General features: G+C 41.5%; 21 protein-coding genes. 12 read left to right on the top strand and 9 right to left on the bottom strand.

The features are described from left to right. The first annotated feature begins 38 nt into the window (after window positions 1–38). Window positions 39–1,502, top strand: coding sequence for a UDP-N-acetylmuramoyl-L-alanyl-D-glutamate--2,6-diaminopimelate ligase (locus JI665_RS01870; protein WP_206835558.1), 1,464 nt, complete (start codon window positions 39–41; stop codon window positions 1,500–1,502). Between the two features lie 41 nt (window positions 1,503–1,543). On the opposite strand, the gene JI665_RS01875 is transcribed toward JI665_RS01870, so the two are convergent. Together JI665_RS01875 and JI665_RS01880 are read right to left on the bottom strand one after the other, a co-directional pair. After that, the gene (locus JI665_RS01875; RefSeq protein WP_244671067.1) at window positions 1,544–2,350 is read right to left on the bottom strand and encodes a glycerophosphodiester phosphodiesterase; all 807 of its coding nucleotides are present in this window, start codon (window positions 2,348–2,350) and stop codon (window positions 1,544–1,546) included. A gap of 122 nt (window positions 2,351–2,472) precedes the next feature. After that, on the bottom strand, window positions 2,473–2,775 hold the full coding sequence (locus tag JI665_RS01880; RefSeq protein ID WP_206835563.1) for a hypothetical protein: 303 nt from the start codon (window positions 2,773–2,775) through the stop codon (window positions 2,473–2,475). A 297-nt stretch (window positions 2,776–3,072) separates the two neighbouring features. On the opposite strand from JI665_RS01880, the gene JI665_RS01885 reads away from it, so the two are divergent. The 6 genes from JI665_RS01885 (at window position 3,073) to abc-f (ending at window position 8,319) form a co-directional block, all read left to right on the top strand. Next, entirely contained in the window at window positions 3,073–3,594 is a 522-nt protein-coding gene (locus JI665_RS01885; RefSeq protein ID WP_206835565.1) for an NfeD family protein, read from the top strand. Between the two features lie 16 nt (window positions 3,595–3,610). After that, entirely contained in the window at window positions 3,611–5,167 is a 1,557-nt protein-coding gene (locus JI665_RS01890; protein WP_206835567.1) for a flotillin family protein, read from the top strand. 176 nt (window positions 5,168–5,343) lie between these two features. Further along, on the top strand, window positions 5,344–5,448 hold the full coding sequence (locus tag JI665_RS01895; protein ID WP_163142711.1) for a YjcZ family sporulation protein: 105 nt from the start codon (window positions 5,344–5,346) through the stop codon (window positions 5,446–5,448). Window positions 5,449–5,493: 45 nt separating this feature from the next. Continuing rightward, window positions 5,494–5,631: a YjcZ family sporulation protein gene (locus tag JI665_RS01900; protein WP_019381584.1), complete on the top strand. Its 138-nt coding sequence runs from the start codon at window positions 5,494–5,496 to the stop codon at window positions 5,629–5,631. A gap of 372 nt (window positions 5,632–6,003) precedes the next feature. Beyond that, on the top strand, window positions 6,004–6,204 hold the full coding sequence (locus tag JI665_RS01905; RefSeq protein ID WP_206835569.1) for a hypothetical protein: 201 nt from the start codon (window positions 6,004–6,006) through the stop codon (window positions 6,202–6,204). Between the two features lie 336 nt (window positions 6,205–6,540). Further along, complete coding sequence (gene abc-f, locus JI665_RS01910; protein WP_206835571.1) at window positions 6,541–8,319, top strand: ribosomal protection-like ABC-F family protein; 1,779 nt, start codon at window positions 6,541–6,543, stop codon at window positions 8,317–8,319. Between the two features lie 51 nt (window positions 8,320–8,370). On the opposite strand, the gene JI665_RS01915 is transcribed toward abc-f, so the two are convergent. Further along, complete coding sequence (locus JI665_RS01915) at window positions 8,371–12,666, bottom strand: S8 family peptidase (protein WP_206837622.1); 4,296 nt, start codon at window positions 12,664–12,666, stop codon at window positions 8,371–8,373. A 727-nt stretch (window positions 12,667–13,393) separates the two neighbouring features. Here JI665_RS01915 and JI665_RS01920 point away from each other — a divergent pair. The 5 genes from JI665_RS01920 (at window position 13,394) to JI665_RS01940 (ending at window position 17,928) form a co-directional block, all read left to right on the top strand. Further along, complete coding sequence (locus JI665_RS01920) at window positions 13,394–13,930, top strand: RNA polymerase sigma factor (RefSeq protein ID WP_206835572.1); 537 nt, start codon at window positions 13,394–13,396, stop codon at window positions 13,928–13,930. Continuing rightward, window positions 13,905–14,513 carry a hypothetical protein gene (locus JI665_RS01925; RefSeq protein WP_206835574.1) on the top strand — a complete coding sequence of 203 codons (609 nt, stop codon included), beginning with the start codon at window positions 13,905–13,907 and terminating at the stop codon, window positions 14,511–14,513. Before JI665_RS01920 ends, JI665_RS01925 begins: the two co-directional genes overlap by 26 nt. Before the next feature lie 215 nt (window positions 14,514–14,728). Then, window positions 14,729–16,024, top strand: coding sequence for an ABC transporter substrate-binding protein (locus JI665_RS01930; protein WP_206835577.1), 1,296 nt, complete (start codon window positions 14,729–14,731; stop codon window positions 16,022–16,024). Between the two features lie 60 nt (window positions 16,025–16,084). Beyond that, window positions 16,085–17,062: a carbohydrate ABC transporter permease gene (locus tag JI665_RS01935; RefSeq protein WP_280516053.1), complete on the top strand. Its 978-nt coding sequence runs from the start codon at window positions 16,085–16,087 to the stop codon at window positions 17,060–17,062. After that, window positions 17,059–17,928 carry a carbohydrate ABC transporter permease gene (locus JI665_RS01940; protein WP_206835579.1) on the top strand — a complete coding sequence of 290 codons (870 nt, stop codon included), beginning with the start codon at window positions 17,059–17,061 and terminating at the stop codon, window positions 17,926–17,928. The genes JI665_RS01935 and JI665_RS01940 overlap by 4 nt, the downstream gene beginning before the upstream one ends. A 101-nt stretch (window positions 17,929–18,029) precedes the next feature. Here the strand turns inward: JI665_RS01940 and JI665_RS01945 are convergent, their stop codons facing one another. From JI665_RS01945 to JI665_RS01970, 6 genes are all read right to left on the bottom strand, one after another. Beyond that, entirely contained in the window at window positions 18,030–18,773 is a 744-nt protein-coding gene (locus JI665_RS01945; protein ID WP_206835581.1) for a hypothetical protein, read from the bottom strand. Window positions 18,774–18,921: 148 nt separating this feature from the next. After that, a complete protein-coding gene (locus tag JI665_RS01950) occupies window positions 18,922–19,689 on the bottom strand; it encodes a TatD family hydrolase (protein WP_206835583.1) in 768 nt (255 codons plus the stop codon). Window positions 19,690–19,700: 11 nt separating this feature from the next. Then, window positions 19,701–20,435 carry an ABC transporter ATP-binding protein gene (locus JI665_RS01955; protein WP_206835585.1) on the bottom strand — a complete coding sequence of 245 codons (735 nt, stop codon included), beginning with the start codon at window positions 20,433–20,435 and terminating at the stop codon, window positions 19,701–19,703. Beyond that, the gene (locus JI665_RS01960) at window positions 20,432–21,199 is read right to left on the bottom strand and encodes an ABC transporter permease (protein ID WP_206835587.1); all 768 of its coding nucleotides are present in this window, start codon (window positions 21,197–21,199) and stop codon (window positions 20,432–20,434) included. Before JI665_RS01960 ends, JI665_RS01955 begins: the two co-directional genes overlap by 4 nt. Next, on the bottom strand, window positions 21,196–21,489 hold the full coding sequence (locus tag JI665_RS01965; protein ID WP_206835589.1) for a thiamine-binding protein: 294 nt from the start codon (window positions 21,487–21,489) through the stop codon (window positions 21,196–21,198). Before JI665_RS01965 ends, JI665_RS01960 begins: the two co-directional genes overlap by 4 nt. A 13-nt stretch (window positions 21,490–21,502) precedes the next feature. Further along, window positions 21,503–22,507, bottom strand: coding sequence for an ABC transporter substrate-binding protein (locus JI665_RS01970; protein ID WP_206835592.1), 1,005 nt, complete (start codon window positions 22,505–22,507; stop codon window positions 21,503–21,505). Window positions 22,508–22,594 lie beyond the last annotated feature (87 nt).

Consider the following 22,594-nt stretch of genomic DNA (forward strand, 5'->3'; position numbering starts at 1 on the left):
AAATTACTTGATGTTTAAACATTAAAGGAGACAGAAATATGAAATTATCCCAGGTTATTAATTGCCTAAAGGATAGCAGGGAGATGGATGTATTTACAAACGATCCTGAAATTACTGGGGTTGAAATGGATTCGCGCAAAGTGGGGAAAGGAAGCCTTTTTGTTGCAATTAAAGGCTTTCAGGCAGATGGACATCATTTTATTGGACAAGCTGTTGAAAATGGGGCGGCTGCCGTTGTAGGTGAAGAAGCCCTTGAATTGGATGTGCCCTATATAAAAGTAACGGATAGCAGAACCAGTTTGGGGAAACTGGCAAGCTGTTTTTATGATCGTCCATCAAGGAAGCATAAAATAATTGGCATAACAGGAACAAATGGGAAAACAACCACTGCCTATATATTAAAGCATATTTTGGAGACTGCAGGCAGGACATGCTCCCTCTTGGGAACTGTATCCAACATTATTAATAACAAGGAATATAAGACCAGCAATACTACACCAGATGCATTACAGATCCAAAAAATGCTGAGTAAAAGTCTTGATGAGTTTGTCGTTATGGAGGTTTCTTCTCATGCACTCGAACAGTCAAGAACAGAAGGTCTGGAATTAGACTACGGACTATTTACTAATCTGGCTCATGACCATCTTGATTATCATGAAAATATGGATCAGTATTTTTATGATAAAAAGAAAATCTTCACCTTGTTAAAAGACTGCGGTAAAGGAGTCATAAATCTCTATAATTCATGGGGAGAAAAAATGGCAGTGGATCTGCAAAAAGAAAAGATTCCTTTGATTATGCTTGGTGATGAAGAGTGCTGCTCAATAAAAGACGTTGCTATTAATGGGAAAACAGTATTTATTTTGGAGATGAAAGGTCAGTCTTTTGAAATTGAATTTCCTCTTCCGGGCCACCATAATGTCTATAATGCAGCAATGGCTTTTATGACAGGCGTTGATCTGGGGATAGACCCTGCAGATATAATTAAGGCCCTGGCTGCATTCCCAGGCATACCGGGCCGTTTTGAAACTATTCTCCATCCTGCAGGAGCTAAATTCGTTGTGGACTATGCCCATACAGTGGATGCGTTTGAATATTGTCTGGAAGCAGCGAGAGAACAGGGAGCTGAAAGAATCTTTCAAATCTATGGCTTTCGCGGCGGCAGAGATCAATCTAAGCGTATGGACATGATTAAGGCATCAGCAAAATACTGCCATAAATTTTATTTGACCGCTGATGATTTAAATGATGAATCTGAGGATGAGATGATAAGCCAATTGCATGGGCTGAATAAAGAATTTGGAGGCGGAAAGGGTGAAGTGATTCCCGACCGTACTTTGGCTATCCAGAAAGCATGGCGGGAAGCCAGGGAGAATGACTGGATTTTTATTACCGGAAAGGGGCCGGAAGCTTACCAAAAGACATTTGCTCTTCCGGCTGAAAGTGATTTGGGAACCTTAAAGCTGCTCCTGGAATCTGGAAAAAAACAGGCGGTGCTATAACAAAAAGGATGCAGACCCTTATTCGGTCTGCATCCTTTTTGTTATTTAATAAAATCTAAGTAATCGGCAACAATCCCATCCAGTGGATAATGCTTCAATTTTTCGGCTTCTTTCCGGGAACGCACAGTCCAGGCTATTGCTTTCATGCCATTCGAATGAATTAGATCGATCACGCGTTTATTAACCACAGTCCATTTAGGGTTCAGGTAACTGGCATATTCGGCAATATTTTTAATCTCAATTTTGTCGGGCGGATAGTTAATTAAGATGGCGACAGGGATTTCCGGCAGCAGTTCATGGAATCTTTTCATTGATTCGGTTTCAAATGACTGAACAATAATATGGTCGTCCCTTTTATTGTGTAAATTTCTTTTCTTTAGTTCTTCTGCGATCATCTTTTCAATGCCAGGGTATAGGGCAGGTTTTTTTAATTCAATCAAAAGCCCGACACGATCTGCATATTTGTCTAATACCTCTTCAAATGAAGGGATGCAGGCACCGCGGAATTCTTGGGAAAACCAGCTTCCGGCATCCATCTTTCTGAGTTCATCAAAGGTAAAATCGGACACCTTTCCTATATGATCAGTTGTCCGGTCGACAAGTGAATCGTGAATCACGACAATCTTTCCATCCTTGCTTAATTGGACATCAATTTCCAGATAATCTGCTCCCATTTCGAGTGCACGTTCATAGGAAGGGAATGTATTTTCAGGACAGTAGCCGGCTGCTCCCCGATGTCCTATTCTTTTCATTTTGTGAGTGTTGCTTGTCATTTTTTTTATGCCGATAAATGAAATAACCGTAGCTAAAGCTGTAAAAAAAAAATTTTTTATTACCTTCAAAGTCATTTCTCCTCGCCATTTTTTGCTCATCTTAAAGGATTTGAAAACATTTTGTCAACTGCAGAGGATTTCTTAAAATAAATATAACTCTGCCCCCGGGATGAGGAGGAGAGTTAGTTTATCTCTGTTTATTCCCATTCTTCATAAACAATAGTACCGCCAGTCAAATCCAGAGTATTTCTTTCTCCCTTATAAAAAAGCTTTCCTTCTTCTTTAACAACCAGGTTCTCGTATGTAAATACACTCTTTCCGGAAGGAAGCTGGATTATAATTTTTTCACCTAGTTCCTTTTTGGGAGCTTCTATAGTAATGAGGCTTTGAGAATAAAAATATAATGCTGTAAAGACAGCAGCAAAACAGCCCAATAGGACAATTGACATCAGAATAAATTTGCTCTTTGGCTTCTCCATGTGCAATTCAGATCTTGTCATGTTTCCTATCCCTCCGCTAACTAGATATATTCGTCTATTCCACCAATTTTCGGCACTTAATCCCCATTGGTGATTTTTAATCCCAAAATAAGGTATGCAGAAATAGTGATGAACATGACAAAAATGGGCTGAAAGTTAGACAAGCTGAAAAGATATAAGTATGAATTTGGAAAAAACCCGCGAAAAATGAAACAATTACAGGTTTTTGTCCGTATATAAATTAATCCGTTAAGAGAAAAAAGAAAGGAGGCATGGGATACAGCAGCTGGACAATAAAAAATGGATAGGGTGCATGTTATGGAACTATTTGGTTTTCCTATTCAGACAATTTATCTCTGCACACTTATTTTTTCGGGCATCTTAATTATTTTGTATGTGTTTTTTGGAGATATTGCTGACGGAATTGGGGAGGGAAGCTTTCTAAATCCTGTACTGATTCTTGCATTTCTAACTTTTCTTTCCGGTGCAGGCTACATCTTTGAAATGACAACCTCTCTTAATAGCGTGGTTATTCTCTTGATAGGAGCTGGAATTGCAGCACTGCTGGATATACTGCTGAATATCTTTGTTCTTATACCATTATCATCTGCTGAGGAATCTCTCGTTTACACAGATGACTCATTAAGGGGAAGAGTTGGTACTGTATTAATTCCTATACCAGAGAACGGTTTCGGTGAGGTTTTGATTGAAAATATAAGCGGGAGAATTTCCAAGCCTGCTCTAAGCTATGAAAATATGTTCATAGCAGAAGGCAGCAAGGTGCTGATCGTTGAAGTCAAAAATGGGGTTATAAAAGTTATCGATTATAAAGAATTATAGACAGGGGGACATAAAAATGCTAATGATTTGGGTTGTAATAGGAATTGCAGCATTTCTGCTAATTGCGCTTCTTGGTGTGTTCATTACAAAATATCGGACTGCCGGGCCGGATGAAGCCTTGATCGTAACAGGCAGTTATTTAGGCAATAAAAATGTCCATGTGGACGAATCAGGAAATAAGATAAAAATAATTAGAGGCGGGGGAACATTCGTACTGCCGGTCTTTCAGCAGGCAGAGCCATTGAGTCTCCTTTCAAGCAAACTGGAGGTTACCACTCCGGAAGTATATACAGAACAGGGAGTTCCTGTCATGGCAGACGGTACTGCAATCATAAAAATCGGCGGGAGTATTGGGGAAATTGCTACTGCTGCAGAACAATTCCTTGGAAAATCAAAGGAAGATCGTGAAAATGAAGCGAAAGAAGTTCTCGAGGGGCATTTGCGATCAATTCTGGGTTCTATGACGGTCGAAGAGATATACAAAAATAGGGATAAATTCTCTCAGGAGGTTCAAAGGGTTGCTTCGCAGGATTTGGCTAAGATGGGCCTGATCATCGTTTCTTTTACAATCAAAGATGTCCGCGACAAAAATGGCTATCTGGATTCACTGGGAAGGCCAAGAATTGCCCAGGTTAAACGGGATGCGGATATTGCCACAGCTGAAGCTGAGAAGGAAACCCGGATTAAACGGGCCGAAGCAGCCAAGGATGCCCAAAAGGCAGAACTTGAAAGAGCTACTGAAATAGCAGAAGCTGAGAAAGAAAATCAAATGAAAATGGCTGACTACAGAAGGGAACAGGATATAGCCAAAGCCCGGGCTGACCAGGCATATGACCTCGAGACAGCCAGAGCAAAGCAGGAAGTTACGGAGCATGAAATGCAGATCAGGATCATTGAACGCCAAAAGCAAATTGAGCTTGAAGAAAAAGAAATCTTAAGAAGAGAACGCCAATATGATTCCGAAGTGAAAAAGAAAGCTGATGCAGACAGGTACGCTGTTGAGCAGGCAGCAGAGGCTGAAAAGAAAAAACAAATTGCCGAAGCGGATGCAAACCAATATCGGATTGAATCACAGGCACGTGCAGAAGCTGAAAGAGTAAGGGCAGATGGGATGGCGAAGGCTGATTCACAGCGCGCTCAAGGTGAATCTGAAGCCGAAATCATTCGCCTAAAAGGTCTGGCGGAAGCAGAGGCAAAGAGGAAAATTGCCGAGGCATTTGAACAGTATGGTCAGGCGGCCATGATGGATATGGTCATTAAAATGCTTCCAGAATATGCGAAGCAGCTGGCAAGCCCATTATCGAATATTGATAAGATAACAGTGGTTGATACAGGAAGTGACAGCAATAATGGCGGGGCCAATAAAGTAACCGGCTATGCCACCAACCTGATGTCCACGATGCAGGAGAGCCTGAAAGCTTCTTCTGGCATAGACGTGAAGGAGCTTCTCCAAAACTTTTCAGGCAAAGGAAACGTCAGGCAAAGCCTGGAACAGCTGACTGAAGAAATTAAAGAGAAAGAACCACTTCAATCCACTATGGGAACCCAAGGTGCTCTCGCTCATAAAAAATAATGAATTTGCCTATTTTTCTCTAGGGAGATATCCTGGAAATACTGCTATATCAACAATAATCAGAAGCCTTCACACGGAAGGCTTCTTTTTTGCGATGAAAACTGTGTATTCGTCTATCGCACAAATTGGGTGAATTGAATAGGATATATTGAATCAAACAAAGGAGGTAATTGACTATGTCAGACGGATTCGGACACGGCGGCGGTTTCGCCCTTTTAGTTGTATTGTTTATTTTACTGATTATTATCGGTGCTTCTTGGGGTTACGGTGGATTCTACTAATAAAACATGGAGACAGATTTTATTAGTAAGGGAGGGGATTCTATAATGTATGGCTACGGATATGGCGGCTGTGGATACGGTGGAGCTGGATATGGCGGAGCTGGATACGGCGGCGGTTTTGCGCTAATCGTGGTTCTGTTCATCCTGTTGATCATCGTAGGTGCTTCTTGCTTTAAGTGGTAATAGATTAAAAGAAAAGCAGGGGGCACCTGCTTTTCTTTTATATGCATACATACCTTTGGATGTGAGTGCAGCAGCCCCGGTCCATTCCGCACAGAACAGAAAACATCCACACAAAAAGAGTCTGTCTCCTCGCAGAAAAACGAGAATAGTACGCACAAAATGAAAAATACCGCGCACTCAGGCACGTTACGAGCGAAAAGGGAGAATATCCGCGTGAAAAGAGTCTTTCCCGCGCCAAAAGATAAACACCCGCAAAACTGACAAATATCCGCTCCACGCGCACAAGACCAGAAATCAGCCCGCAAACTTGTGTTTCCTAATAAGCCAAATAGGGAAAAGAAGCAGCATAAACGTAAGGGGAGGTTATCTAAAATGGATGAACTTAAAACACAGGATCGGGAAAATACGATGAGGGAAATTTACTCCATATTGGAGGGCGGACTTCAGCGGGAAATGCATAAAGGCGAGTACAAGCTTGTTTCAGAATGGGTAAGCGGTTTTAACTTGGAGGAAAGAGCAGCGATATTAAATATGCTTAAGGAGCTTACCAACAAGCATATCCGAATTGATTAATGAAAAGCAGGCAGATGCCTGCCTTCAAGCTGCCGAACATTAGCCTATTGACAATAAAAGCCAGAAGCTTATATACTACAATCAAATAGTTTGAAAGGATGATTTAGGGGCATGAAGTTATAATCTTATTTTTTCTGGTATCTTTTTATATTAAAAAGTTTAACCCGGAGAACATAGGATTAGTGTGCCCTTTTTTAGTCATCCCTTATCGGAACTGACATTTTTAATATTTGTCTGTAAGCGGATCAAATTTTATTTAGGCGCGCATTTTTTATGTATTTGCACCATTTCTAATGATGGGTGCACAATCCTCTCCGGGTAAGGGGAGGTTTTTTTATGTGTGCAAATAAACGTATAACTAACAATCAGAACAATAATAATCTGCGGATTCTCATGGCCAGGGATCTTCAAAAGTCATTCGGTGATAAAGCGGTGTTTTCTAATTTGGACTTCGATATTTATCAGAAGGACCGCATCGGGCTTGTTGGCCTAAATGGCACAGGTAAAACTACATTGGCCAATATTTTGTTCGGCAGTATTCAAATGGATAAAGGCACTATCGAGCGGATGAAGGAGCCATGCAGAATTGGCTTCCTGCATCAATCAGCAGATTATACTGTCAGTGAATTTCATAATATTAACCAATCTTCCGATGAAGAGATTCTTCAGCGGGCAAGTAAGCTGGGCCTTTCAAAACTCAATGAATGGAAGCCGGATAGACTTGATGCTTTGAGCGGGGGCGAAAGACTGAAGATTTCTTTAGCTAAGGTATGGTCATCAAACCCGGATATGCTGATTTTGGATGAACCTACTAATCATTTGGACTTACAGGGCATCGAATGGTTAATTAGCGAAATCAGCAATTTCTGCGGCCCGGTCCTAATCATTTCCCATGACCGTCATTTCCTTGATCAGGCTGTCGGAAAAATTTTTGAACTGCAGGAAGGCATCCTCACGATATATCAGGGGAATTACACAGCCTACCGGGAGCAGAAACAGAAAAACTTTGATGAGCAGCTTCATCAATTTAATGTTCAGCAAAAAGAGATCGAACGGATTGAAAGCCAAATGTCAAATTTAAAAAAATGGTCTGAAAAAGCTCATAGGGAATCAACTAAAGGCGGAAGTCCTTCTGAGAATAGGCAGATGGGCTTCAAAGAATATCACAGAGTAAAAGCCAAAAAGATGGATCAGCAGATTAAGTCAAAAATGAAAAGGCTTCAACTGGAGCTGGATAAAAATAAAGTTGATAAGCCGACAGAAGAAGCGGGCGTACATTTTCACTTTGATTCGTCAGGCAAAAGAGGGAAGAGAATAATCGAAGCTAAAAACCTCTCAAAAAGCTTTGGCGATCGGACTCTTTTCAAAAATAGCAATTTTTATATCAAGCATGGTGAAAAAATAGGGATTCTTGGAGCAAACGGGGCAGGCAAGACCACTTTTATCCGGATGCTTTTGAGTGAGGCATCACCTTCTGATGGAGAACTTTGGGTCAGCAGCACTTTAAAGGTTGCTTATTTGAACCAGGATGTCAATGATTTGCCTTTAACAAAAAATGCTGTTGAGGCACTTGATCTCTCCGATCGGGAGCTGATTTTCAAGGCAAGGACTCTGTTAGCGAATTTGGGAATGAAGGAAGCGAAATTAAATCAGCCGATAGAACAGCTTAGTATGGGGGAGCGAATTAGGGTCAAGCTTACAGACATGCTTTTAAAAGAGTATGATGTGCTAATACTAGATGAACCGACGAATCATTTGGATTTGCCGAGCAGGGAACAATTTGAAAAAACGCTCAAGGAATTTTCAGGGACGCTCATCATTATTTCTCATGATTTATACTTTCTGGAGAAGTTAAGCTCAAGATTACTTGTATTTGAAGAAAATAAAATTACCAGATTTGAAATGGACCTGAAGGAATATCAAATGAAATCCAGAGCTTCTAAGCAGGAAAAAGATTATGACTCCACGAAAGAGCAAATTATGGTTATAGATAACCGCATCAGTGCGATACTCGGAGAACTCAGTCTGCTTGTTCCGGGTGACGGCAAATATGCGGAATTGGATAAAGAGTTTAATGGCTTAATAACTGAAAAAAGAAATTTATTAAATCAATAAGTGCAAAAAGGCGGGCCCTAATAAAAATGGGCCCGCCTTCTCATCTGATTATTACTGCTTTTTAGTGCTGTTATTTTTCTTTTTCGCATTAATCCACAGTTTGCCTTCTGCTGTTTTGCGAGTTTCATTGCCGTAAGCATCCGTTACTTTCACTTCAATTTCGGCACCAGGTGCCTTTACATTTGAAGTGGCAGTATAATAGCCGACATATTGGCCTGGGGAAGTTTCCATCATTGGAAGCTCAGTTGCATTATTCAGCTGTCCCCCGGCATTTGTTAAAGGCATTCTGATGGCAAACGTTGCTTTTAACCCTGGTTCGCTTTCAAATTCGATTTTTACCGATTCGCCTTTTTTAAGTTCCTTGTCTTCTTCAGGAAGAAGATTTTCTATGACTGGAGCGGTGTATTTAGCATCGACCGTGATTGTTTTTTCTTCGGTGTTCTTCGCTTTATCCTGTGCTGTTACCGTTATGGTGTTTTCACCTTCATCCAGCAGGATGCGAAGAGAGTATTCACCATCTGTAATCATTGCTGCCTGGCCGTTTACTTTAACCCAATCAAGGTTATTGTCCGAAACGGTACCTTTCACAGTGACTGTTTCTTTGTTTGTTTTAGATTTATCTGCAGGACTTGTTATGGCCAATTCCGGCTTTGTTTTGTCATATATTACTTTTACAGGTTCAGAGGCATCAGTAGATCCTGACTCTGTAGCAGCCTTGGCTGTAAGAGTATTTTCCCCTTCAGACAGTGAAACTTCACTTGAAAATGTACCTTCTTCAGTTGTTTCTGCTGATGCGATTTCCTCTCCATTATTAAATACTTTTACAGTAGTTGTAGGAGCTGAAGTACCTTCAACTGTAACCTTCCCTTGGTTTGTGAAGGCTCCGTCAGCTGGAGAAGTGATGACTGGTGCAGTTACTTCATAGTTCACTGTGGCACGGATCATGTAGTTTCCTTCATCCTCAGGAGCAGGAGACCATGCTCCGCCTACAAGCTGCCAGCTGCGTCCTGCATTTTCTCCATCCTCATCTGTGCCAAGACCAGGAGCATTAGGATTCGGTGCTGATTGGATATATACCAGATAGAAGTCGCCATTTGTAACAATTCCTTCGTCACTAAGATCTACATGTGTCCATTCACCGTTTCTTAAGGCTGTCGCTTCAAATGGACCTGCCAGCTTTTTGCCAGGTGCTCCATCTGGTCCGCTTGCATCATATACTTCCACTTTGAAGTCTGTTCCGCCCGGAGTCGGCCAGCTGGTATCCCAGAAGCGGAATAAACCGCCAGTAACCATCGCGCTGTCATGGCCGGATGCAAGGGACATCTTAACTGCCCATCCGTTTCCGGCATCGTAGAATGCACGTGCATTTTCAGCTGTACCATCATCATATCCGATTTCACCCGGGTATCCGATAAATGGCTTTAGCTCAATATTTTGCTCTAAAGAAGAGCCGCCTTCGATCGTGATGCTCTGCTCCTTGCTGTAGTAGGAAGGTGCCATAGCTTTCAAAGTGTATGTGCCTTCGTAGGCTGTGATTGAATATTCACCGTTTTCATTAGTTGTTACTGGCTGTACAGCTGCATCTTCTATTAAAAGAAGTGTAGTATTCGCTACAGGCTCCCCAGTTGCTTCATTTATCACTATACCTGTGACTGTACCTTTTGGTATTTCCTGAAGGACGAAGTTTGCAGTCGTTTCCCCATCCTGCGGGATATTTACGCTCTGCGTTTGAGAACGATAACCGTAAGCTTCTGCTTTTACAGTAAAATCGCCGGAAGCATGTGTCATTTCAAATGAACCATTTTGCGGATTTGTAAAGGTGGATCTGCCTGATTCCAGCACACTTACTTCGGCAGTAAGCGGAAGCAGCACAGGTGCAGGCTGCTGCTGTTTATCATCATCTTTTGCAGGAGCATCCTTTTCAGGCACAATGCTATCCGGATTTACCTTTTCTTTCTTTAATTCTGCAGATGGTTTATCTTTGCTGATGCCAAGCTGAGCATTACCTGCAGGTTCAACTGGAGTATCAGATAATTGGACATCGTCGATATACCAGCCTTGCTTCTGTACTGATCCATCGGTAGTTACATTGAATGCTACATAAATTCTTTGTCCTGCAAACGCACTTAAATCTACTTCTGCATTAACCCAGTCTGTTGTATTACCGTTTACCCGAAGAGCCTGTTCCCAGTTTTCCATGTCAGTTGAAACGAATACATGGCCGTAATCATAACGGTTTTCAAGCTCGTGCCACTGCTTGAACTGAAGGTAGGCATTGCCTTCTGGCAGGTCAATAGGAGGCATCTGCAGATTCATGTTTGCTCTATTTGCATAGTTGCCGTCAAGTTTAGTTGCATATACTTTTTCCCCGGATGCTGCATTTCCAGGACCTGTAGTTGGCATACCCCACTCCCAGCTGTTTTCCGGTCCATATGAAGTCCAGCCGGCCGGCTGTGATTCAAAGTCCTGAGAATAGCCGATGCTGATTCCAGGTCTTACCGCAACTTCATAGGAGTCAGTTTCAGTTAAATTTCCGCCAAAATCATTGACCTTCCATTTATAAGTTACTGAAGGTTCGGCGATGTCTTCTCCAGGAATAACTGCCTGGTAGGTACCATCTTTATAGTTTCCAGCTGTTCTTTCGGCCTCAATGGCTGCCCAGCTGCCGTCAGATTTTAAGTATTCAAGATCAACTCTTGTGACGCTTACATTATCTGATGCCGTCAATTCAAGTGCAAGATCCATTCCTGCATATGTTTCCTGAGGTGCTTCGTGATTGGCTTGAGGAGCTTCTGAGTCGTCTCCTTCTTTTGCAACCTGGCCTTTAATTTTTCCAAGGCCGGTCAGTACGGAAGAAACCGCATCGAAGGCATTGACAAGCCCATATCCAAAACCATTATTTGGTGTCTCAGGATAAGTACCATTTGTCAATGGAGTAGAGGTAGTCAGTAAAATTTCCTCCATCTCTTCAACAGTCAGACTTGAGTCAACCTGGCGGAGCAGAGCGGCAACTGCAGAAACATGCGGGCCAGCCATGGAAGTTCCATTCCAGCCGCCTTCATATCCGCTTCCAGGAACTGATGAACGAATATTAACCCCTGGCGCAGATACATCAGGTTTAATTTCATCGTATGGTGAAGGTCCCAGCAATGAGAAGCTGCCTAAACCATTATTAATATCTGTCGCACCAGTTGCGAATGATTCCGGGTAGTTAGCCGGTGTAGCAACAGAACCAGGTCCGCCAGGATTAAACAAAGTTGTGTTTCCGGCAGAGAATTCTGGGAAAATTTCAGCTGCCCGCCATGCCTGAACCATTGGGCGATACCACTCATCCAGCCCAGGCCCTCCGCCCCATGAATTATTGACAACATCCGGAGCTTTCTCAGGATGCGGGTTTCCTTCAGCATCCTTTGGAGCTAGAATCCATTCACCGGCTTCAAGCAGATCTACGTCAGTTCCTCCGCTTGCAGTGAAAGCTTTTACTGCAATCCACTTCGCACCAGGTGCAACCCCGATTTGATTGGCTCCATTGGGCTCGGAACCAACCATTGTTCCAGTTACGTGGGTCCCATGCCCCTGATCATCATATGGTGCTGTCTGGCCTGCAGTGGCATCAAACCAGCTGAATTCATGTGTTGGAGAATCGGGTTGTGCAGGGGTATAGCCCCGGTATTTTTCTTTTAACGCCGGGTGGTTCCACTGAACACCTGTATCAATGGATGCAACGACAGTACCCGATCCGTCGATTCCCATTTCCCATACAGCAGGAGCGCCGACACGGTCAATATTCCACTCTATTGAACTGGTTTCTGCTTGTGTTTTGAGAGCTTTTTCGGCTTCCTTTACTGGCTTATGAAGCTGTCTTGTTTCGTTTGGAAGGATTTTTTCTACTTCAGGGAACACCGCGATTTGTTCCATAACGTCCTTTGTAGCTGTTACTGCAATGGCATTTACGATGTAGAAGGATTGAACATCTTTTGCCTTGCCGTCTTTCTCCTGCTTTTGAAGGAAATCTGTGACATGGCCTTGAGTCTCAATTGCTGTAGATCTTAGTGAGGATAGGACTGCAGAGCGTTTCATGTACTTGGATTTAGAGGCTGTCAGTTTTTGGGATGCAGCCGCTTTTTCAGCTTTCTTGGCTGCTGCTGAAGTATCAGCTTGTTCTTTAAACTTTATCAGGAATGTTACTTTATCTTCTTTATCAAATTGTTTCAGCAATGAGCTGTTTATTTTGCTTTTTGCTGTCTGAGATGCAGCTTTCTTAACTGAGGTATGCGGAGAGCTCTTACTTTCGGCTGATCCCATGCCTGGGAACATCAGCGGCAAAATCAGAAAAGCTGTCAGCATCACATAAAGTATGCGATTCAATGATTTTCTTTTTCTTTTCAAAAAATTCCCTCCTTGTTTTGTTTAATTCCTTGAAAAGTGTTTTCTGGCAGAATGAATTCAATCACCTCCTAAGGGTATTTTCCAAAAATGGAAAACCCTTCCGCTAACAAGAACTTTAGCTGAAGATTCAGCTGGAGATTGTCGAAAAATGAAGTTTGCTGCTGTGGAATGAATAAAATAGCTAGAAGGTTTTAGAGCATTCATAAGGTTACAGTCTTAAAGAATCAACTTAATCTGGTTATATCTAGATGAAAAGAATCATTTTCATACGGAAAGATTGGAATAGTAATAATTTTTGGAAAAAATAAGAAAAAGGAGGGAGGCAGTATTTTCCCAGAATGATAAAATGAATAAAAAGAGGGGGAGCTTTAAAAAGTCGCCATTCATCAAAACCATAGAAAAATAGGAAAACAATTATCTGGAAATGGGTATTTTGAAGTGTAACTTTCTCTGAATTTACTTGTTAATTGCAGCCTGAAGAATGGATACAGTGAAAAAGACTCCTTCTTCGGAAATTGTCTAAATCCATACGATTGAATCAGAACAATTAGATAAAATAGGATAATTGAATGGGAAATTGGAGATTGGTTTACCTGAAAGTTGAATTGAACATTTTACATAAATATTAGAAAGGTGTTTCTTTTCTATTTTCCATTCGTCTAATAATACGCGAGGGGGCGCCACAATGGAGAGAATATCGGCAGAAGCATTTGAAGATATATACAGCGAATACAGCGATCGAATTTATGGATACATATTTCTTCTCGTGAATGATAAGGAAGTTGCCGAAGATCTGACACAAGACACCTTTATAAAAGCTTATAAATATATGAGTCAATTTAATGGGGAGTCCCAGATCTTTACGTGGCTGGTCCGTATATCAAGAAATGTTGCCATTGATTATTTGCGGAAAAAAAACAGATTCAAATTTTTCTCAATTGAAAAATTCCAGCTCGAATCAGATGAAGATACTCCAACAGAGATTATGATAAAGGGTGAAAAAGTTACACTCTTATATGAAGCAATCCGCCATTTGAAATTAAGCTATCAAGAAGTGCTGATTTTGAGAAAAATAAAGGAGTTTTCCATCAAGGAAACGGCCGAAATCTTGAATTGGAATGAAAATAAAGTAAAAATCACCACTTCCAGGGCACTCGCAGCACTAAAAAAAGAATTGCAGAAAAGGGGGGAAATCCATGAAGAACTCATTCGGATTCGATAATTCTTTTCGTGAATTAGACCGTATTCCGCGATCGCAAAAGCAAAAGCAGGATAGCCTGCAAAAAATATGGAGTGGAATAGAGGATAGGCCAAAAAGAAAGAAAAATATTTATCCGCGATTTTTATCTGCTGCCGCTGTAATTGCTGCTTGTATCATGTTCGCTTTTATTATTTTTCCTGAGGATTCAATGACAAGAGGAAGCGGCAGTGCAAAAATGCTTGGGAATAGTTTTATCAGTCAAACAGCTATTGCTCTATCAGAAACGGAGAATACGTTCTCTGCTGAAGGAACGTATTCTGCTGAGACTGCAACTGTAAAAGATGAAAAGTGGGAAAACGCCGCAAGAAATGCCATAAATTCGGCAAAACCTGCTGAGGCCGTCATTGACTCCAAACCATTATACGATATCCAATTTATTATTAAAGGCAAAGACCCTGTAAAGGTGAAAGTCTGGAATGAGCATGGTGAGGTATATTTCAAGTCAATGGACAGTGAGATCATGTATGCAGTTCCTTCTGAAGAAGATGCCATATTTATTGAGTATTTGGAAGCCATTGCGAAAAGCATTCAAAAAACTCCTTAATTCAGACTCCTTTTTAGGGGTTTTTTTATTAGGTAAAAAGGCATGAAAATTTACATATACCGAGAATTTTTTCAAAATAATGTTTTATCCCTAAATAACAGGGTAGTACTATCTTAGTTGATAAGTAATTTAATTGCTGGCCGGTATTTTTCCTTTGCGCAGGGGTTAGGCACATGCTTAAAGCTGAAGATTAAATATTATTTAGGGGGAGCATCATGAAAAAGGGAATAATCTTTATCATTTCCGTCATCCTGCTAATTGGCATTTTGACAGGATGTTCGGGTGAGGAAAGTGTTCAGGCAGTAAAAACGAAGGATGGAAAAGTAATTGTTGATTTTTGGAGCTTCTGGGGTTCGGAAACGAGGCGTCCGATCATAGAAAAAATCATAGAGGATTTTAACAATTCACAGGATGAGGTTTTTGTAAAGCATACATATTTGCCCTGGGGAGATATTTGGACAAAGAACCTGGCATCCGTTGCAGCGGGAAACCCGGCTGATGTTATTATAAACGATATTAATTCAGTCGCCCAGCGAGCTGAAAACGCCCAATCCGAAGATCTGAGCAAGTATATTGATGAATCCTTCAAAACTCAATTTTATCCTCATTTATGGGAAACGGTAATGTATGGGGATAAACCTTATGCAGTTCCATTCAATACAGATACAAGATTGCTATTTTACAATAAAGATGCTTTTAAAGAAGCTGGACTTGATCCGGAAAAGCCGCCAGCGACATGGGCGGAACTGGAGGAGTACGCCGAAAAGCTTGATATTAAGGATGGAGACCGCTATGAGAGAGTTGGCTTTTATCCGCTATGGGGCAGCATTGGTGCTGCCAGCTGGATGACAATCGCTGACGGCGGAAAAGGATTCATTCAAGATGGAGAACTTTATATCAATACACCTAAAAAGCAGGAAGCTCTTCAATGGCTGCTGGGATGGAAAGAGCGTCTTGGTGAGAAGACAGTTCAATCCTTTGAAGCTGAATTTGGAAGTGAACAATCAAATCCATTCATTGCAGGAAAAGTGGCAATGTGGGTTGATGTCGGCACGTTTTACACACAGATTCGTGACTACGGAGAGGATATGAACTTTGGAGTAGCCCCAATTCCTGCATTTGAAAAAGGTTCTGGGAATTGGAGCGATGGCGGCGGTTTCGTAGCTGAAATACCGAAAGGAGCCAAACATCCTGAGGAAGCTATGAAATTTATCAAGTATTTAACTGGCCCGGAAGCACAAAAATACTGGGCTATGAAAAACTATGATAATGTCGCAAACAAAGAAGCTGCAGAAGCAGTGGTTAATGAGTTAAAGGGCGATGATAAGTACGTATATGAAGCTTCAGTGGCAAACCTTGATCAAACGCAATTGTTTCCGGTTCCTGTAAAGTATCCAGATTACCAGAGCCGCATCAATCCGCATATAGACAATGCGCTGCTGGGGAAAACGAAGCCGGAAAAAGCGCTGGCAAAAGCAGAGAAAGATGTTGAAAAACTAAAGAGAAAATAGATCAAAGAGAGAAGGATTCCTCCTTCTCTCTTTAAAAATAAATAAAAGAAGGTGTATGGGTTGAAATCATATGATACAACATTTGTGCGCCGGGGAGCGGATCTTGCGGGCAAGAAAGTAAAGACTTCACGCAGACGGATGTCCCGCCAAACAAGAGAAAATATCTTTGGCTATCTATTTATCAGCCCGTGGATAATCGGATTTCTGGGACTGACACTTGGTCCTCTTTTATTTTCCTTATTTGCAAGTTTTACAGATTATAATATTACCTCAAGAATGAATTTTATCGGCCTTGATAATTTTAAACGCATGTTTACAATCGATGATCTTTTTAAAACGTCTTTATGGAACACACTTTATTACGTTTTATTCTCTGTCCCGCTGACTACTGCAGGGGCGATTTTTCTGTCGGTTCTTTTAAATCAGAAAGTAAGAGGCATGAAATTTTTCCGCACACTTTATTATCTGCCAGCTATCCTTTCAGGTGTTGCGGTTTACTTTTTGTGGATGCAGCTTCTAAGTCCTTCAACAGGGCTGGTTAATACGTTCTTAGCATGGCTTGGGATTGAAGGGCCAGCCTGGCTGTTTGACCCCGAATGGACGAAACCAGCTTTGCTATTGATGAAAATGTGGAGTGTCGGCGGAGGGATGCTGCTTTACCTTGCAAGTCTGCAGGGAGTTTCAGCTTCCCTGTATGAAGCAGCGGATCTGGATGGGGCAGGTGTTATGCAGAAATTCTTTTATATCACCCTGCCAATGATTTCACCAATCATTTTCTTCGATGTGCTGACCAGTACCATAGGTGCCTTCCAGATCTTTCAAGAAGCATATGTCATGACAGAAAACGGAAGCGGAGGACCAGGAAACTCACTCCTATTCTATAATCTGCATATGTGGAATAATGCGTTTGAAGTGTTTGACATGGGCTATGCATCTGCAATGGCCTGGCTGCTGTTCATTGTCGTAATGGTACTGACAATCATTAATATGAAACTCGGCAAAAAATGGGTTCATTATGAGGGGGGAGATAATAAATGAGGACTGCCGCTGCAACGAAGTTTTATGAGACGAAAAAATTCAAAGAAAAATTAAAGCAGACGATTATTTTTATCGTTTTATTAGCAGGAAGTGTACTGGTATTATCTCCGCTGTGGTGGATGATTTCGACATCATTGAAATCTCCTGCTGAGATTGCCCAATATCCGCCTACCTTTGTGCCAAAAGAATTCCATTTTTCCAATTATGTTGAAGCCTGGAAAACAGCGCCGTTTACACGCTGGGCAATGAATACGTTTTTTATTGCCTTTTGCGGAATGGCTGGAAGTGTTCTTGTCAACTCGCTCGTTGCTTATGCATTTGCGAAAATCCGTTTTAAAGGAAGAAATGCTTTGTTTATAGTCGTGTTATCAACCATGCTGATTCCAGGGTTTGTTACGATGGTACCCCAGTACATCTTATTTTCAAAGCTTGGCTGGGTAAATACGTACCTGCCGCTGATTGTTCCAGCTTTTTTGGGGAGTGCCTTTTTTATCTTCCTTTTGCGTCAGTTTATGATGACCATTCCTAATGAACTGATAGAGGCAGCAGTACTTGATGGTGCGAATCATCTGCAGATCTGGTGGCATATCATGCTGCCGCTGACAAAGCCAGCGCTTATTACAGTAGCCATTTTTTCATTTAATGGGGCATGGAATGACCTGCTTGGACCATTATTATATATAAATGATGAAAGTCTGTACACACTGCAAATCGGGCTTCAGACCTTCAAGGGAACAGTACAGACACAGTGGCATTACCTGATGGCCATGTCAGTCATAGTTCTCCTGCCTGTTGTACTGCTATTCTTCTTCTTCCAGAAGCACTTTATAGAAGGTTCAAACATCACATCAGGCTCGAAGGGATAACAAAACCGGCTAAGCACCTGCTTAGCCGGTTTTGTTACTGTCCTGCTCCAGGCGAAACCGGGTTATGATTGTACCCGATTAGCAAAAGCCTTCCGCTTTTATTATTGAATAGGACAATATGTTCTCCATTCCCCGCTCACACATACTTTATGGCGGGGTACATAACAGTCAATGATTACCGTATCTGGATTAAGTCCACTTTCTTTTAGCTGGGAAGAAACTGAAACTTCAGGCTCAGTATTTGCGGATGAACAAGGGTATCCGCCACGCCATTCGTATTTTGTACAGTAGTAGCATAACTCTGCTGCTGCTGTGATTTTATCGGAGGAGTCAGCATTGCTTTTCACTGTTCCTTCAATCAGCTGTGTTTTTTTCTTTTCAACCTCGAGCAAATAATCAGTAAAGGTACTGTCTTTCGAGATATCTATTTTGGTCTCTGCATCCGTTTTAAGGTCTTTTACATAAAAAGCCTGGTCCTCTATAAGCCTGCTGTAATCAACAAGCCGGACTTTTAATCCTTTTCTGTCGGACTCATATGAAAATGATAGAAGTGACGAGAAATTTACAAGGGCTTTTTTATCTAAGAAAACATTTTTTTCTTTGTATTCAATTTCATATTGAACTGTCCAGCCATATTGTTTTCCTTTTTCATCAATAAGAGCTTTTGGCTTGGCGGCTGCATCTTTTAAAATGGAGGATTTAAATTCCTTAAACTCATCAGCCTTCAACACGGCTTTCATGAAATCTTTCTCAGTCAAATCAGCAGAACGGCTTTTGGGCTCTGCAGAAACATTGCCTGAAAAGACTAGTAAAATAGTCAATAACAAGAAAATATATCTTTTCATCACATACCTCCTAAAAGTATTGTCCTATATAAGATTAACCTAAATTTCCAAAATTAGGAATGGTGCGAAATGATTATATTTATCTAGTATATTTTATCTAATATGAATAAAAAACAGCCTTATGGTAAAAGGCCGCAAGGCTGTTTGATCAGTCAATATTATAGAAGCTTTTTGTATTTTCATATAGCTTCTTAAGAGCTTTGCTGAAACCTATTTCTTTTAGTTCAGCAAGGGATTTGATGGAACGGGCCATCATTGCTGGATGGGTAGGCTTGTTTTTAAAAGGGCCTTCGAATTTCCATGGACCATCTGTTTCTGCCATCAATTTATCCAGCGGGTAAGCCCGTACAAGGTCCTGTATTTCTTTTTCGTACACGATATCTGGAGTAAAGGAGATGTAATAGCCATTGGCAATCAGCCTGCTTACGGCTGCGGTGTTACCTTTAAACCAGTGAAAATGAGCTTTTTTAATCGAATGCTTTTCCAATAAATTGCACACAATCGGTGCATCATCATAAATTGCATGGAGGGCAATGGGCTTATCCCACCTTTTAGCGAGCTTAATGAATTCTTCGAGAAGTTCAATATATCCGCCATGATGCTTGCTTCCATCAGACCTTAAATAGTATGGGAGGCCAACCTCGCCAACAGCAGCCATCTGCTCTCTGTGAACCTTTATCCAGCTGAAAAGCTCTGAAATATCATGATCACTGGGGAGAACCTGTTCAGGGTGAAAACCAAAGGCAGGTTTAACAAAGGGATAAATTTCTGCAAGAGCAAGATTTCTTTTGCAGGATGCTAAATCGCTTGAAACTGTTACAAGTGAAAGCTGAAACGGCAGCTCATGAAACATTTTCTCTAAATCAATATTGCTGTACTTATCAAGATGAATATGGGCATCAATATACTTATCCATGCTGTTGCCTCCTAATGATTTTTCAGCGCATGATGGATGCTTCTTTTGCAGGCAAGGAAATTCTCATTGAGAAAAAGTTCCTCCATTCTTGGCCTGTTAAAGGGTACTTTATATTCATTTATTACTTTAGCAGGCTTGCTGCTAAGTACTAAAATTCGGTCAGAAAGGTAAATGGCTTCTTCAATATTGTGAGTTACGAACAGAATTGTGGGTTTATGCTCATTCCAAATATCAAGAAGCCATTTTTGCATATCATGGCGGGTAAGTTCATCTAAAGCTGAAAAAGGTTCATCCAGCAAAATGATTGGCTGCGGGCTTAATAATGCCCGGATAAAGGCAGCCCTTTGCTTCATCCCCCCTGATAATTCATGAGGATATGCATTTTCATAGTCACCGAGACCAGCTTTTTGAAGCATCTTTTTTGCCGTTTCCGAATCGGATTTACCCATTAGCTCCTGGCCAAGCAGAACGTTTTGAAGAATGGTTCTCCATGGCATCAGGGAAGGTGTCTGGGGCATATAGCTTATTGAACCGCGTTTGCCGTTGATCTTCACATTCCCAAGCGTTATGGACCCTTCGTCAGGCAGGAGCATCCCGCCAATGAGGTTGAAAAGGGTACTCTTGCCGCTCCCTGAAGGGCCTAAAATCGAAACAAATTCCCCTTCATTTATATGAAAACTTAAATTGTCTAAAACCTGATTTGAATCAAAACTTTTGGTTAAATGATTAACTGATAATTGTATCATTTCCTGGCACTCTCCCGTGACTTCCATTTAATCAGCAAACGTTCAGCCAGTAATATTCCTCCAAAAAACAGCAAGCTTAACAGCATAATGGTAAAAATGGCAACAAAAACACGGTCCGTCCTAAATGAAGAAGAGGCTAAAGTCATATAAACACCTATTCCTGCTTTAGCTCCGAGCCATTCGGATATTACAGCACCCATCACACTATAGGTTGCGGAGATTTTTAGCCCTGAAAATAAAGAAGGAAGGGAATAGGGAAGCTCCAGCTTCCAAAAAAGCTGACCTTTGCTGGCACCTGCCATCAGCATATAATGCCTAAGTTCTCCGGGGGTTTGGCGAAAGCCGTCCAATGCAGCAACTGTAATGGGGAAGAAACAAACCAGCGTGATGACAATCAGCTTTGGAAGTATCCCGAAACCAAACCATACAACCAGCAAAGGAGCCAGTACAATTATAGGCACATTCTGTGAAAGTATGAGGAGAGGGTAAACCGACTCCCTTATAAAAGGCAATAAGTGCAGAATAACAGCTGTGAGTAATCCTATGACGGCGCCAATGAGAAATCCCAATAGGGAAAGCATGACTGTCGATTGAAGATGAAGGCGGAAGCCTTCCCAGCCCGAAATCGCTTCATGAACGATATCTGTCGGCGGAGGCAGGAGCCATGCAGGAACTTCTGCCAGATTTACTGCCAATTCCCAAAGAATGAATAAAAGAAGGAGAACCGCAGCCGGCCTCCATCCTTTTCTGAATACATTTATCATGAACGGTATTTCTCCGTTAAATCACTCATTTCAATACCGTCCGGCTGATATAGAACCTTAACCTGTGAAATTACATTGCTGCTTCCTTTTTCAATCATTTTTCTGTTCATATCGGCTATGATTTTTAATAAATGGTCTAAATCGCCTTCCATCGTGGTTTCTAGGGGATGCACCTCGTGCTTAACACCAGATTGCTGAATAACATTAATTGCTTCATCAACGTAAGGTATAACATTTTCCCCATCTTTTGTTTTCGGTATGATCTGAATGCTTACAAGTGCGTTTGCCATATTTGAACTCTCCTTATTCCGGCAGGAAGTCATTTGTAAATGCTTTGCCGGCATCTAATTCTTTATCTAATAGACCATTATCATGCATCCAGTCTGCATAGTTTTCCCAGACTGCAAGCTTTTGTTCACCCCATCTTGGAGCATCATCCTGATAGCGGGGGGATAGCCATTCCTGGCTCTTTTTGACCAATTCGCTGTCAAGGTCCGGAGCATTTTTTAACAAAATATCTGCTGCTTCGCCAGGCTGATCGATTGCAAATTCATAACCTCTGGATGCTGCTTTTACAAATGCTTTGACAGTATCCGGGTCATCTGCAATCATTTTTTCGCTGGTTGCGAGAACGGGCGTGTAGTAATCCAGTTTTTCTGAGTAGTCGGTAAGGTAGACCATATTAATCTTTTCCCCCCGAAGTTCTGCTTCTACACCTGTCCATCCGTAATAAATCCATGCGAAGTCTATATCTCTTTTAACAGCTGTGAAAAAGTCAGCATCTCCCATGTTAACAATTGAGACATTATCAACATTGGCGTTTTCCTTCTTCATTAGGGAATCTATTACAGATTTTTCTACAGGAGCTCCCCAGCCGCCATAAGTTTTTCCTTCAAAGTCTTTCGGCGATTTAATGTTTTTTTCAGCAGGGGATGCAAAACCGGAAGTATTATGCTGTATTACAGCTGCTATCGATACAAGGGGAACTCCCTGTACACGGGCTTCCGTGATGCTTTCCTGATAGCTGACACCGAAATCAGCCTTGCCTGATGCAGTCAATTGATCTGCACCTGCTTCACCTGGCATTATAATTTCGACATCGAGCCCTTCTTCTTTAAAATATCCTTTGTCCTTTGCGGCATATAAGCCGGTATGATTGGTATTGGGTGTCCAATCCAATACAACAGTAACTTTTTTCAAATCTTGTTTGCTGTCTGCATCTTTGCTTCCAGTCTGATTATCCGCTCCATTGCCGGCACAGCCTGAAAGAAACAGAAGTGAACAGATAGCCGCAATCCACTTTTTCATAAATAATCCTCCTAAAACCTTTATGTAATAAGGAAAGTTAATGATAGTCTGCCCTGAAAAATAAAAACGCCCCGGTATAAACCAGGG

The sequence above is a fragment of the Bacillus sp. NTK034 genome (genome assembly GCF_017303275.1).
GTDB lineage: Bacteria > Bacillota > Bacilli > Bacillales > Cytobacillaceae > Cytobacillus.